General features: G+C 63.8%; 11 protein-coding genes. 8 read left to right on the top strand and 3 right to left on the bottom strand.

What is annotated here, in order from left to right; translation table 11 throughout:
- Positions 1 to 46: 46 nt before the first annotated feature.
- A complete protein-coding gene (gene aroQ, locus B0919_RS05255; RefSeq protein ID WP_078011168.1) occupies positions 47 to 493 on the bottom strand; it encodes a type II 3-dehydroquinate dehydratase in 447 nt (148 codons plus the stop codon).
- A gap of 264 nt (positions 494 to 757) precedes the next feature.
- Between aroQ and xerD the strand changes: the two genes are divergently transcribed.
- Complete coding sequence (gene xerD / locus B0919_RS05250) at positions 758 to 1,663, top strand: site-specific tyrosine recombinase XerD (protein ID WP_176132860.1); 906 nt, start codon at positions 758 to 760, stop codon at positions 1,661 to 1,663.
- Between the two features lie 14 nt (positions 1,664 to 1,677).
- Here the strand turns inward: xerD and B0919_RS05245 are convergent, their stop codons facing one another.
- Entirely contained in the window at positions 1,678 to 2,109 is a 432-nt protein-coding gene (locus B0919_RS05245; RefSeq protein ID WP_078011167.1) for a hypothetical protein, read from the bottom strand.
- A gap of 106 nt (positions 2,110 to 2,215) precedes the next feature.
- Here B0919_RS05245 and B0919_RS05240 point away from each other — a divergent pair, with 106 nt between their 5' ends.
- From B0919_RS05240 to B0919_RS05230, 3 genes are all read left to right on the top strand, one after another.
- On the top strand, positions 2,216 to 3,997 hold the full coding sequence (locus B0919_RS05240) for a DUF6044 family protein (protein ID WP_078011166.1): 1,782 nt from the start codon (positions 2,216 to 2,218) through the stop codon (positions 3,995 to 3,997).
- A gap of 241 nt (positions 3,998 to 4,238) precedes the next feature.
- A complete protein-coding gene (locus B0919_RS05235; RefSeq protein ID WP_176132859.1) occupies positions 4,239 to 7,085 on the top strand; it encodes an FtsK/SpoIIIE family DNA translocase in 2,847 nt (948 codons plus the stop codon).
- A 113-nt stretch (positions 7,086 to 7,198) separates the two neighbouring features.
- Complete coding sequence (locus B0919_RS05230) at positions 7,199 to 7,843, top strand: LolA family protein (protein ID WP_078011164.1); 645 nt, start codon at positions 7,199 to 7,201, stop codon at positions 7,841 to 7,843.
- A 79-nt stretch (positions 7,844 to 7,922) separates the two neighbouring features.
- Here B0919_RS05230 and B0919_RS05225 read toward each other — a convergent pair whose 3' ends face one another.
- On the bottom strand, positions 7,923 to 8,639 hold the full coding sequence (locus B0919_RS05225; protein WP_176132858.1) for a tetratricopeptide repeat protein: 717 nt from the start codon (positions 8,637 to 8,639) through the stop codon (positions 7,923 to 7,925).
- Between the two features lie 221 nt (positions 8,640 to 8,860).
- Here B0919_RS05225 and B0919_RS05220 point away from each other — a divergent pair, with 221 nt between their 5' ends.
- From B0919_RS05220 to B0919_RS05205, 4 genes are all read left to right on the top strand, one after another.
- Positions 8,861 to 10,168: a DUF2851 family protein gene (locus tag B0919_RS05220; protein WP_078011162.1), complete on the top strand. Its 1,308-nt coding sequence runs from the start codon at positions 8,861 to 8,863 to the stop codon at positions 10,166 to 10,168.
- Positions 10,165 to 11,469 (top strand): hypothetical protein, encoded by a 1,305-nt coding sequence (locus B0919_RS05215; protein ID WP_078011161.1) that lies wholly within the window; start codon positions 10,165 to 10,167, stop codon positions 11,467 to 11,469. Before B0919_RS05220 ends, B0919_RS05215 begins: the two co-directional genes overlap by 4 nt.
- An 84-nt stretch (positions 11,470 to 11,553) precedes the next feature.
- Positions 11,554 to 12,186: a NeuD/PglB/VioB family sugar acetyltransferase gene (locus tag B0919_RS05210; RefSeq protein ID WP_078011160.1), complete on the top strand. Its 633-nt coding sequence runs from the start codon at positions 11,554 to 11,556 to the stop codon at positions 12,184 to 12,186.
- Between the two features lie 110 nt (positions 12,187 to 12,296).
- Positions 12,297 to 13,253: a rhodanese-related sulfurtransferase gene (locus B0919_RS05205; RefSeq protein WP_078011159.1), complete on the top strand. Its 957-nt coding sequence runs from the start codon at positions 12,297 to 12,299 to the stop codon at positions 13,251 to 13,253.
- Positions 13,254 to 13,267 lie beyond the last annotated feature (14 nt).

Genomic DNA, 13,267 nt, shown 5'->3' with positions numbered 1-13,267 from the left:
TGACGCCGCTTGATGCGCGGAATGACGGCCAGTGCAGCCGTTTGTTTTACACCTTAAACCCTACGCGGCGCGGGCGCAGGTTCTGGAAGTACTGCAGCGCCAGCCGGTAGCTTTCCAGCTTGAAGCCGCTGATGCAGCCCACGCAGTTGCGCCCGATGAGGCTGCGCTGGCGGAATTCCTCCCGGGCGGCCACGTTCGAAAGGTGTACTTCTACCACCGGGGTATTAATGGCGGCAATGGCATCGGCCAGGGCCACGCTGGTGTGGGTGTAGCCGCCCGCGTTGAGCACCACACCGTGGTAGCTGAAGCCCACTTCGTGCAGCTTGTCGATCAGCTCGCCCTCGTGGTTGGACTGGAAATACTCGATGGTAAAGTCGGGAAAAGCTTCCTGCAGCTCGGGCAGGTAGTCGTCGAAGGAGCGGGTGCCGTAGATGCCCGGCTCGCGGCGGCCGAGCAGGTTGAGGTTGGGACCGTTGATGATCAGGATTTGCATAGTGGGGAGAAACCAAGGCGAAGGCTGCAAGGTAGACCACAGAGGCCAACGGATGGTTTTAACGGATAAAACGGATGCGGGCAGATGTAACCTAGTCGTAGCGGATAAACAGATTCGTTCAGCCGCAATCGGGTTCAACAGGCCAGCTGGGCGCGGCAGCCGGCTTGGCAACGGCAGCTGCCGTTAGGCGGTGACGGACCTAAACGAATCCGTTTTATCCGTTAAAATCATCCGTTGGCCTCTGTGGTCTACCTTTGTCGCCCTATGGCGCTGAACTGGAACATTGCCCTGAAGCAGTTTGAAGGCTACCTGCGACTGGAAAAGTCGCTGTCGGGGCACTCCATCGAGGCCTACGTGCGCGACGTGGACAAGCTGCGCCAGTACCTGGATATCAGCAAGCTGCCTGCGCGGCCCGATCAGGTGACTTCGCGCATCATCCGCGACTTTCTGGCTTGGCTGGGCGAGCTGGAGCTGACGGCCAACTCCCAGGCCCGGACGCTGTCGGGGCTGCGGGCGTTCTACAAATTTCTGCTCATCGAGGACCTGGCCAGCGTCGACCCGACCGACACGGTGGAGTCGCCGAAGCTGGGGCGCAAGCTGCCTGATACGCTCAGCTACGAGGAAATCGAGCAAATGCTGGCCGCCATCGACCTGAGCACCAACGAGGGCACCCGCAACCGCGCCATGCTGGAAGTACTGTATTCTTCAGGGCTGCGCGTGTCGGAGCTGATCGGGCTGCGCCTGTCGAATATGTACGTCGACCAGGGCTTCGTGCGCGTGCTCGGCAAGGGCTCCAAGGAACGCCTCGTGCCCATCGGCCGCGACGCCCTGAAGCACGTGGGCCTGTACCTGGAGGGCGTGCGCTGCCACCTGGAGGTGCAGCGCGGCTCCGAGGACATCGTGTTTCTGAACCGGCGCGGCAGCGGCTTGTCGCGGGTGATGGTGTTCAACATCATCAAGGACACGGCCGCCAAAGCCGGCATCGGCAAAACCATCAGCCCGCACACCTTCCGGCACTCTTTCGCCACCCATCTTATCGAGGGCGGGGCCGATTTGCGCGCCGTGCAGGAAATGCTGGGCCACGAGAGCATCACCACCACCGAAATCTACACCCACCTCGACCGCGACTACCTGCGGCAGGTCATCACGGCCTTTCACCCGCGCAGCTAGCACGGTGCGAAGCACTAGCCGGCTTGGCGGATGAGCTGCTGCTTGCTGTGCAGCCACTCCTGCGCGGCGGCCATGTCGTCGAAAATCTGCAGCTCAAACTGGTTGCCGAACGGCCGGCGGTCGGCTACGTCGGCCGTGGTATCCAGCATGTCGGGCGGCGTGACGTGGGCTATGTAGCGCAGCCCCAACTCCGAGGCCACCGGTGCCCACACGTGTTCCAGCCAAGTGGTGGAGTCGAACCACGGGCCCGAAATGCGGCTGTTGTCGTTGAGCAGGTAGGGGCAGGTGAAGTGCTTAAGTGACGAGAGGTAGGCCTCGGCGCCGCGCTCCGCGTCGTCGGTAGGCACGTAGCCCATCCACGTGGCGTAAATCCATTCATTGGCCCGGTCCAGCTGAATGGAGCAGTAGAGCTGCTCGTCCTGATTGTATAAGTCCAGTAGGCGCATGGCGGACGTTCAGTTAAAAACCAATAATTCAACTCAGCAGCGGCACTAGGTTATATAATCGGGCCCCGCGCGAAAAGGTTGGGTTTGCCTGCGACCTTTGCGGCCCATGAATTCCTTGCCCCCGTTTGTTGCCCGCCGTCCGTGGCTGTGGGCCCTGCTGGTTTTGCTGCTGCTGTGGCTGCCCTGCCTGCTGCGCGGCGCCGATAGCTACGTGACGCTCGACGACAACCTCGACGCCGAAGTCAGCGTGCCCGTGCTGCTGCACCGCTTCGGCCTGGCTCTGGATTACCGTCCCGAAGCCACCATTCCCTCCATTATGAACGGGCTGCCGCGCAGCGCGCAGCGCTCCGGCCTGAACGCCACCGTGGGCCTGTTCGGGCTGCTGCCGCCTGTGGCCGCGTACTGGGCCAACGACGTGCTGGTGCGCCTGCTGGCCCTGCTGGGCATGTACCTATTGCTGCGCCGCTACGGCCTGCCCGAGCCGCAAGAGCGGCTGCTGGCCGCTAGCGTGGCGCTGGCCTGGGCCGTGCTGCCCGCCCACAATATGTACGGTCTCTCAGCCCTGGGCACGCCCTGGCCGGTGCTGGCCGTGCTGAACCTGCGCGCCGGCCGCGGCCGCTGGCCGGATTGGCTGATCCTGGTGCTGTTTCCGTTCTGGTCGATGCTGGTGCTGGCCGGCTTTTTCGTGGTGGCCGCCCTGGGCCTGCTGCTGCTGCTGGATGTGTGGCGCACGCGCCGCCTACACTGGGCGGCCTGGGCTGGGGTAGGGGTGCTCACGCTGAGCTACGTGGTGGTGGAGTGGCCGCTGCTGAGCGCCACCCTGCTGCGGCCGCAGTACGCGCCGCACCGCGTGGAATTTCGCCTGGCCGAGCTGGCGCCGAAGGGCATCGGCGCCGGACTGCGCAGCGCGTGGCAGTACTTTGCCTGGGGACAATACCACGCCAGCCGCTTTTTTCGCGGCGTTATTCTGCTGACGTTGGCAGTGGCCGCATGGGCGCGTCGGCGGCAGCCCGAGACTTATGCGCCGGGCTGGGGGCGCGTGGTAAGCGGGTGGCTGCTGGGGCTGCTGGCCTTGGCGGTGTTCTGCGGTTTCTACCCGCAGCTGATGGCGCCGGTGCAGCGCGTGGCGCCTTCCCTGGGTGCCTTCAACCTCAGCCGCTTTCATTTCCTTACGCCCCTGCTGTGGTTTGGCCTGTGGGTGCTGGCCCTGCGTGAGCTGCCATCCGGCCGCTGGCGGACCAGCCTTGTCGGCCTACAGTTGCTCCTGGGGCTGGCCAACAACATCGAGTGGGGGCATAACTTGCGCCTGTGGGCCGGCCGCCCGGCCGCGCACGAGCCCACGTGGCGCCAATATGTAGCGCCTGAGCTGCTGAGCCGCGTGCGTACGGCGCTGGAGCAACGCAGTGGGCAGCCCGCCTCCGCCTGGCGCGTCGCCACGCTTGGCCTGCCGCCCAGCGTGGCCCAGCTCAGCGGCTTCTACACCCTCGACAGCTACCAGAGCACTTACCCGCTCAGCTACAAGCACCAGTTCCGGCCCCTTATTGCCGGCGAGCTGGCCAAAAGCCCCGAGCTGCGGCATTACTTCGATGACTGGGGCAGCCGCTGCTACCTCTACGCCGCTGAGCTGGGCCGCAACTTCCGCGTGGCCCGGCAGGATAGCGCCGTGGTGCAGGACTGGCACTTCGATGCGGCGGCTTTTCGGCGGCTGGGCGGGCGTTATGTGCTGTCGGCGGCGCGGCTGGCGCGGCCGGCAGGGGCCGGGCTGCGGCCCGTTGGGTACTTCACCGAGCCGTCGGCGTACTGGGGCTTGTATATTTATGAAGTGAGGCAGCCGGTGAGCGGAATGGCCATGGGCAATCAGCCCGGGGCTGGAAACGTTGACTACTAAGATTTTCTCCGGGCGCATCTGCCCATCCGCTTCTGCACGCCTCCGCTCATCTCCCCACAAACCCGTAATTTCGGCCCTTTGGTGCGTCTAAATGGCAAAGAATACTTACAAACCCGCGAACGGCTCGGCTCCTCGGGCCACGAACGAACCCCGCCCGGCGCGCAATCAACCGAAGGCCGCTGCCCCTGAACCCGCTCCCCGCGAACGGGAGCCTCGTCGCGCGGCTCCAGCCGCGCCCCGAGTGCCGCGTAAGCCGCTCAAGCTCCCCAACTTCGGCGGGGCGCTGAGCTTCGTGAGCGACCGGCGCTTTCAGCTGTTTGCCGGCTTTTTCTTCCTGCTCGCCTCGCTGTACCTGACCATTGCGTTTTTCTCCTACCTCTTCACCGGGCACGCCGATCAGAGCGTGGTGGAGGGGCTGAGCCAGACGCCGCTCAAGGAAGCCGGGCAGGAGTCGGGCAACTGGCTGGGGCTGCTGGGCGCCTGGCTGGCCCACAAGCTGATTCTGCAGGGCTTCGGTCTGGCTGCTTTCGCCGTCATCCCGGTAGCGTTTGCCGCTGGCTACAAGATTGTGTTCCGCCGGCAGGAGGTGTCGCTGAGCTTCGTTTCGGCCGTGTGCCTGTTTGCCATGCTCTGGCTGAGCATGCTGCTGGGCTACCTCGTGCTCAGCATCCAAACGCCCGACACCGACCCGCGCACCGCCCACAGCCTCGATTTCCTTTGCGGCCGCGTGGGCTACGAAGCCGCTTTGTGGCTGGATAGCCTCATTGGCTGGGGCACGGTGCTGCTGCTGGCTTTCCTGCTGATTTCCTTCGTGGTTGGCTTCTTCAACGTGACTAGCCTGAACCTGCCGCGCCGCGCCGCCGATGCGGATGAGGACGCGCTGCCCGGCGAAGAGCCGCTGCCGGACAAGCGTCCCGCGCAAGGCGCCAACGTGGCGGCCAGTCCGGCCGCCGCTTTCGACGACGAAGAAGAGGAAAACGACCTGGGCTTTACCGTGCGCAACATTGGGCCCGTGGCGGAAGTCAGCCGGCCCACTGCCGCGAAGCCGGAGGTTAAGCCCGAGCCGGTACAAGCTGCGCCCGCCCGCCCAAGCGTGCCCCTGACGGTGGACGCCGACGAGGATACCCCGCCGTGGGAAGTGACGTCGGCTCCGGCCGCTTCGGCCGCCAGCAGCACTGTCTCGCTGGGGCTGAGTGGCTTGGCTGCTACCACTGCAGCTTCGGCTGCGGCCGCAGTGCCCGCTGCCGCGGCGGCTGTCGCTCCGGTTGCCGCCGCGCTGAGTTCGGGACCCAGCTTCTCCATCGAAGCACCCGTGGCCGAGCCGGTGGTGCCTACGTCCCCGCGCGTGCCCACGCCGCTGTCGTTAGCCGACCTGGTCGATGACAACGCTCCGCTGCCCGTGGCTACTAGCCCGGCAGCGCCCACCAAAGGCCCGTCGTTCGAGGTGGAAGTAGCACCCGAGCCCGAGCTGCGCATCGAGAAAACCCAGCCGGGCGAGCTAGACCCCGCCGCCGGCGCCGACATGGCCGTCATTGCCGAGGAGGACGAGGACGCCGAGCAGATGCCCAACGTGAACTACGACCCCACGCTGGACCTCTCGCGCTACCAATATCCCACGCTGGAGCTGCTCAACGACTACGGCGTGCCCAAAGCGCAGGTAAGCAAGGAGGAACTGGAAGCCAACAAAGACCGCATCGTGGAGACGCTGGGCCACTATGGCATCAACATCGCCTCCATCAAAGCCACCATCGGCCCCACGGTCACGCTCTACGAAATCGTGCCCGATGCCGGGGTGCGCATCAGCAAGATCAAGAGCCTGGAAGACGACATTGCCCTGAGCCTCGCGGCCCTCGGTATCCGCATCATCGCGCCCATTCCGGGCAAGGGCACCATCGGCATCGAGGTACCGAACACCAAGAAGGAAATGGTGTCGATTCGCTCGGTGTTCGGCACCGAGAAGTTCGCCCACACCGAAATGGATTTGCCCATTGCCTTCGGCCGCACCATCACCAACGAGGTGTTCGTGGTCGATTTGGCGAAGATGCCGCACTTGCTCATGGCCGGTGCCACGGGCCAGGGTAAGTCGGTGGGCCTGAACGTGATTCTGGCCTCGCTGCTCTACAAGCGGCACCCCGCCCACCTGAAGTTTGTGCTCGTCGACCCGAAAAAGGTGGAACTGAGCATCTTCAACAAGATCGAGCGGCACTTCCTGGCCAAGCTGCCCGACACCGAGGAGCCCATCATCACCGACACCAAGAAGGTGGTGCACACGCTCAACTCGCTGTGCATGGAAATGGACCGCCGCTACGACCTGCTCAAGGACGCCGGCTGCCGCAACCTGAAGGAGTACAACCGCAAGTTTGTGGAGCGGCGCCTGAACCCGAAGAAGGGTCACCGCTTCATGCCCTTCATCGTGCTGGTAATTGACGAGCTGGCCGACCTGATGATGACGGCCGGCAAGGAAGTCGAGACGCCCATTGCCCGCCTCGCGCAGCTGGCCCGCGCCATTGGTATTCACCTCATCGTGGCTACCCAGCGCCCCTCGGTAAACGTGATTACCGGCATCATCAAGGCCAACTTCCCCTGCCGTATCTCCTTTAAAGTGACCAGCAAAATCGACTCGCGCACCATCCTCGACGCCGGCGGCGCCGACCAGCTGGTCGGCCAGGGCGACATGCTCATCTCGCAGGGCTCGGACATTATCCGCGTGCAGTGCGCCTTCATCGACACGCCGGAGGTGGACCGCCTCTGCGACTTCGTGGGTGAGCAGCAGGGCTACCCGGATGCCTACCTGCTGCCCGAAGTAGCCGGCGCCGACGGCGACTCCGGCGGCGGGGATTCGGACTTCGACCCCACGGACCGCGACTCCATGTTCGAGGAAGCAGCCCGAGTTATCGTGCTACACCAGCAGGGCAGCACCTCGCTGATTCAGCGCAAGCTCAAGCTGGGCTACAACCGCGCCGGCCGCCTCATCGACCAGCTGGAGCACGCCGGCATCGTGGGGCCCTTCGAAGGGAGCAAGGCGCGGGAGGTACTTATTCCGGACGAGTACGCTTTGGAACAGTTGTTGAATAGCCTGCCGAAGTAACCGCACTGCGGCGCCTAAACGGCCAAAATTGGGTTTTGTGGATTTCTTTTAAACAAACTCACGTTTTGTACGTCTCATAGTCGCAGTTCTCTTTTGAACTCTCTCCCTCTCCCATGAAAAAATTAGTTGCCCTGCTGGCCCTCGCCGCTTCGTTTTCGCAGGTAGCGCTGGCGCAGCAGGACCCCAAGGCTGGTAAGATTCTGGACCAGATGAGCGCCAAGTATCAGGGCATGAAGGCGTTCAAGGCCTCGTTCACGCAGACGCTGGAAAACCAGACGGCCAAGGTGAAGGAAAACATGAGCGGCGACATCATCGTCAGCGGCACGAAGTTTCGCCTGAAGCTCAACGGCCAGGAAGTCATCAACGACGGCAAGACGATGTGGACCTACATGAAGTCGGAAAACGAAGTCAACGTGTCGGACTACGAGCCGGAAGACCAGGACATCAACCCCTCGCAGATCTATACCCTTTACAAGAAGGGCTATAAGTACGCCTACGCCGGTGAAACCAAGGAAGGCGGCGTCGCCTGTGACGTCATCGAACTCTCGCCCGAGGACCACAACAACCAGGTGTACAAAGTGCGCCTGAACGTGAGCAAGGCCGATAAGTCGGTGAAAAGCTGGAAGATGTTCAAGAAGAACGGCAACCGCTACACCTTCGCCATCAAGAAGTTTGAGCCGAACACGCCGGTGGACGCCAGCACCTTTACCTTCGACAAGAACAAGTACAAAGGCGTGAAGGTGATTGACCTGCGCTAGGCACCCCTGAGCAATTACTACTTGCGGCCCGCTTCTGCCATCCGGCAGGGGCGGGCCGCGGTGTTCTTGGGCGGTAAGCTTAAAATTCCTCGCCCTGTAATTGTGCCAGGCGCAACATAGCCCGCTGGTGCTGCTGAGCCGCCGCTTTTTCAAGCCAGAACATGGCATCCGCAGAGTTGCCAGTGCCATCCCATTGCTCGGCGGCCCAACGGCCCAGCAGGTACATGGCGTGGACTTCTCCGGCTTCCGCAGCTAGTTCCAGGTGATGCCGCACGAGCGGCCAATTCTGGCAATCCTCGTAGACGTACTCTATTCCCAGGTTGACGTGGGCTCGGGTGGAACCTGCGGCCACCGCGGCCTCTAACCAATAGACTGCCTTGCGGTGGTTGCGCAGGCCGCCCAGGCCGCGCTGGTAGCAGCGGGCAAGGTCGCACATGGCGTCGGCGCGCCCGTGCCGGGCACTGCGCCGGTACCAACGCCGCGCCCTGGCGTAGTTTTGAGCTACGCCTTCGCCGCGAAAGTAGAAGCTGCCGACGGCCTGCATGGCTTCGACGTCGCCTAGCTCGGTCGCGCAGGAGTAATAATGAAAAGCTTGGTACAGGTCTTTGCCGACGCCGTAGCCGTTATCGTAGGCAACGCCCAGGTTGTGACACGCCAATCGATGCCCGGCGTCTGCGGCTGGGCGCAGCCAGCGCACGGCCGCGGCATAATCGGCTGGTTGGCCCCAAAAGCCCCCATAAACCTGCCCCAGAAACCCGGCTGCGCTAAAATTGCCGGCTTCGGCCGCTTGGTGCAATAGGAGTAAGGCACGCCGCACGTGGCGGGTACAGAAGTTGCGGGCGAAGCGTGCCCGGAACATAAATTGTAAAGCTCGGCGGGTGCTATCAGCCGCTACGCTGGTGTCAAATGCTTGCCGCAATAAGGTGTTCTTGGTGGATGCCGGCCAAGATACCAGCCAGCACTTATATTTAGTGGCTCGTTTATAACTACTTGGCTTTTCACCGCTTTTAGCCCGCTATGCAGGAAGATTTTATCCACTACGTCTGGCAGCACCAGTATTTCGACAAAACCAATCTGCAAACCGAAGACGGCCAGCCTATCCTGGTGCTCAAGCCCGGCTTCCGCAACGCCGACGCCGGTCCGGATTTCCTGGGTGCCCGCCTCATCATCGGCGAAGTGGAGTGGAACGGAGCCGTGGAAATTCACCTGCGCGCCTCCGACTGGCAGCGCCACCAGCACCAGACGGACAAAAAATACGACCAGGTAATCCTGCACGTGGTGCACTCCTTTGATGCGCCCGTGCAGCGCACCAACGGCAGTGAAGTGCCCGCCCTGGCCCTGCAGCCGCGCTTGGCGCCTACTTTGCTGCAAGCCTACCATAGCCTCATGAGCGTGGCCGACGTGGCCCCGTTGCCCTGTGCCGGCGCCCTGCCCACCGTGCCCGAACTCACGCGGCTGATGATGACCGAACGGGCCCTGCTGGAGCGCGTGGAGCAGAAAGCCGCCGCCGTGCAGGAATTGCACGAGCACACCGGCCACGATTGGGAAACCACGGCCTGGCAGGTGCTGGCCGCCGGCTTCGGTTTCAAGAAGAACACCGAGCCGCTGACCCGGCTGGCCCAGGCCCTGCCGCTGCCGGTACTGCGCCGCCACCGCCACGACCAGCGCCAAACCGAGGCGCTGCTGTTCGGGCAGGCGGGCCTGTTACCACCAGTGGCTGCTGCTCCTGATGCGTACTGCGCTGATCTACGGCAGGAATACGACTTTCTGGCGCACAAATACAGCCTACTGTCTGCGGCCCTGCAGCCGCATGAATGGAACTTCCTGCGTCTGCGGCCCGCCAACTTTCCTACCGTGCGGCTGGCGCAGCTGGCGGCGCTGGTGCACGCGCAGCCCCGCCTGTTTCAGCCGCTGCTCGATGCGCCCGACGTGGCGACGCTGGAGAAGATGCTTCTCGTGCCGGTGGGGGAATACTGGCAACGGCATTACCGCCCCGGTGTGCCCGCTGATAAGGTGCCAGGTCTGGGCCGCAGCAGTGCCCATTTGCTCATCAGCAATGTGGTGGTACCCCTGCGGGTGGCTTATGCCCAATCGGTGGGGGAGCAGGAGGGCGTAGAAGCCGCCGTGGAACTGCTGGCCCAGCTGCCGCGCGAGCAAAACAGCGTGCTGGCGCCCTACGAAGCCCTGCAGTTTCGCCACCGCACCGCCGCCGACTCGCAGGGCTTGCTAGCTTTGCAGCGCGGCTACTGCCAGCCGCGCCGCTGCCTGCACTGCGCCATCGGCAGCCGCATCCTCCAACGCAACGTGCCCCTGTCCGCTACGTGAAGCTGCTCCTGCTGCTGCTCGGCAACGCCGCCATCTTGTGCCTGTTGGCGTGGTGGCTACGGCGCCAGCTTGCCATTCCCACGTTGCGCCGCTGGCTTCTGCCCACCCTGGCGCTGCGCCTGCTGGCCGGGGCTGTCAGCGTGTGGCGCCCGACGGAGGACGCGCGCTTTTTTCACCTGTGGGCCGGGCGCCTGACGGACCAGCTGTGGGCGGCGCCCGGGCAATGGCTGCAGACCCTGGGGCAGGACACCTTTCAGCACGAAGGCAACCGGCTGATCTACCACGGCTACTCCAATACGTTCTTTTTCATCAAGGTCCTCTCGGCCCTGAATGTGCTCACAGCGGGCTCGATGCTGGTCACGGCGCTGTATCTGTCCTTGGCCAGCTTCCTGGGTTGTTGGCTGCTAACCAAAGTACTCAGCCGGCAGTTTGCGGGCACGCGCGGGGCGGCCATTATCGGGCTGCTGCTGTGGCCTTCGGCGGTGTATTGGTCGAGCGGACTGACGAAGGAAAGTCTGCTGCTGGCCGGATGCGCCACGCTGTTGGCCGCTGCGCTGGTACTGCTGTATGGGCAGCCGCGGCAGCGACTGGGCTGGGTGGCACTGGCGCTGCTAGGCGCCTGGCTGAGCTTTAAGATGCGTTTCTTTTTCGGCGGCGCGCTACTGGCCCTGCTGTTGTGCCTGGCGGTGGTGCGGGTGGGGCAGCTCCTGCTGGTGCCTTTGCGCCGGCGTCGCTGGCAGCTGCTGCTGTTTGCCGCCACGTTTGTGCTAGGTCTGCGGCTGGGCAGCGAAGTCGTGCCCGTGCTGCGCTTCAACAAGTTTGCCAGCCAGCTCACGCGCACCTACGCGGCGCTGCGCGTAAAATCCCTGGGCCGGCCGCACGTGGCCCTGCCGGAGCTGGCGCCCACGGCCGAGAGCATTCTGCGCCACACCCCCAAAGCCGTGGCCAGCGCCCTGTACCGTCCCTTTGCCTGGGAGGGCGACAGTGTATTCTACGGCTTTGCCGCCTGGGAAAACCTCGGCCTGCTAATACTCAGCGCGCTGGCCCTCTGGGACTGGGCACGCCGCCGCTCGGTGCCCATGCCGTTTGCCGTTACGTTCACGCTCGTGGTGTATACCCTGCTGATGGCGGCGCTGCTGGGACTCAGCACGCCCAACCTCGGTACGCTGAGCCGCTACCGCGCGCCGTGGTTGCCGCTGCTGGTATACGTGCTCGTGAGTCAGCCCACGGCCTCGGGCTGGCTGCGCCGCTTGCGCGTGTTCGGCCGGGTCGGACGTGCTGCGCTACGCCCGACCGAATAGCGCCCCGTAGTTTTCGTGCGGCCTTGCCGTATCTTTGCGGCTTAGGGCGCCCGGGCCGGGCGCCTCTTCCCCGAAGATTCGCGCATGGAAAATCCCGTAATCATCCTCGGTGCCCAAACCGTTGGCACCGCCGCTCTCGACGCGTTCAGCAGCAACGACGTGGTGGTGTACTGCCTGCTCGATGACAACCCCAAGCTGAAAGACACCGACTTGCACGACGTGCCCATCATGGGCGCCACCGACGACGAGGAAATGCTCAAGCTGCTCGGCAAGAAGTGCGAGGTGTTCGTAGCTACTGAGGACACCGCCTCCCGCAAGGCTCTGACCAACATGCTGCGCGAGGAGTACGAGCAGGTGCCCGTCAACGCGATTCACAAAGCGGCCAGCGTCTCGGAGCATGCCTGGCTAGGACACGGCAACCTGATTTCGGCCGGCGCCGTGGTGGCCTCCGATGCCAAACTGGGCAACGGCTGCCTGATCGGCGTGCGCGCCGCGGTGGACGTGCGCGCCCAGCTGGCCGACTACGTGCAGGTAGGGGCCGGCGCCATCATCAACGCCGACGCCGAAATCGGTGAGCAGGCCTTCATCGGTTCGGGCGCCGTGATTGTCGGCGGCGTGAAAATCGGGGCCAAGGCCCGCGTGGGTGCCGGCGCCGTGGTCGTGGCCGACGTGCCCGCCAACCAAACCGTGTTCGGCAACCCCGCTACCAAGGTTTAGACTTGAGACCTTAGTATTGAGTATTGAGACAATCGGGGCAGCAATACCCCCGAACTTCTGCTGAGTGGCGGTTGTCTCAATACTCAGTACTCAATACTGACTACTCCGCAATGGATTACCGCGTACTGCTTTACTACTGCTACACGCACATCGAAGACCCCGAGGCGTTTCGCGAGGAGCATCACCGCCTGTGCCTGCGCCTGAACCTGCGCGGCCGCATCATTGTGGCCGGTGAAGGGCTGAACGGGACGGTGTCGGGCACGGTGGCCGACTGCGAGGCGTACATGCAGGCCGTGAAGGCCGATCCGCGTTTTGCGGCGCTGGAGTTCAAGGTAGAAGAGGCACCCGCGCACACGTTCCAGAAGCTGCACGTGCGCATCAAGCCCGAAATCGTGCACGTGGGCCTGCCCGCCATCAAGCCCTACGAACGGACCGGCGTGCACCTTTCGCCCGAGGAGTTCAAGGCCATGAAAGACCGGGACGACGTCGTCATCCTGGACGTGCGCTCCGACTACGAGCATAACCTCGGCCGCTTCAAAAACGCCGTGACGCTCCACATCGGCAACTTCCGCGAGTTTCCGGAGAAGGTGGAGGAGCTACGTCAGTTTCAGGACAAGAAAATCCTGACTTACTGCACCGGCGGCATCAAGTGCGAAAAGGCCTCGGCTTTCCTGCTGGATCAGGGCTTCGAAAACGTGTACCAGCTCCACGGCGGCATCATCAAGTACGGCCTGGAAGCTGGCGGCGAGGACTTTGAAGGCAAGTGCTACGTGTTCGACGGGCGCGTGGCCGTGGACGTGAATACGGTGAACCCGACGGTAGTAGCTACTTGCATCAGTTGCGGCAAGCCGGACGAGCGGATGGTCAACTGCGCCAACCCGCACTGCAACGCCCACGTGGTGCTCTGCGAAAGCTGCGCCGAGCAGCGCGAAGGCGCCTGCTCTGACGCCTGCCAGCAGCACCCCGACAAGCGCCCCTACGACGGCACCGGCAACTACCCCAAGCTTAGCAACCACTACAACCCCGAGCAGGGCCTTTCGTCGTACCGCGCACCGGTGCGTTCGTAAGCAGCTCTGCGCAA

Source organism: Hymenobacter sp. CRA2 (genome assembly GCF_002007105.1).
Lineage (GTDB): Bacteria > Bacteroidota > Bacteroidia > Cytophagales > Hymenobacteraceae > Solirubrum.
Note: the sequence above shows the minus strand (reverse complement) of the source record. Positions and strands in the feature narration are given on the sequence as shown.

Coding starts and splice junctions, on each gene's coding strand:
- aroQ (WP_078011168.1), bottom strand. CDS start 493: ATGCAAATCCTGATCATCAACGGTCCCAACCTCAACCTGCTCGGCCGC.
- xerD (WP_176132860.1), top strand. CDS start 758: ATGGCGCTGAACTGGAACATTGCCCTGAAGCAGTTTGAAGGCTACCTG.
- B0919_RS05245 (WP_078011167.1), bottom strand. CDS start 2,109: ATGCGCCTACTGGACTTATACAATCAGGACGAGCAGCTCTACTGCTCC.
- B0919_RS05240 (WP_078011166.1), top strand. CDS start 2,216: ATGAATTCCTTGCCCCCGTTTGTTGCCCGCCGTCCGTGGCTGTGGGCC.
- B0919_RS05230 (WP_078011164.1), top strand. CDS start 7,199: ATGAAAAAATTAGTTGCCCTGCTGGCCCTCGCCGCTTCGTTTTCGCAG.
- B0919_RS05220 (WP_078011162.1), top strand. CDS start 8,861: ATGCAGGAAGATTTTATCCACTACGTCTGGCAGCACCAGTATTTCGAC.
- B0919_RS05210 (WP_078011160.1), top strand. CDS start 11,554: ATGGAAAATCCCGTAATCATCCTCGGTGCCCAAACCGTTGGCACCGCC.
- B0919_RS05205 (WP_078011159.1), top strand. CDS start 12,297: ATGGATTACCGCGTACTGCTTTACTACTGCTACACGCACATCGAAGAC.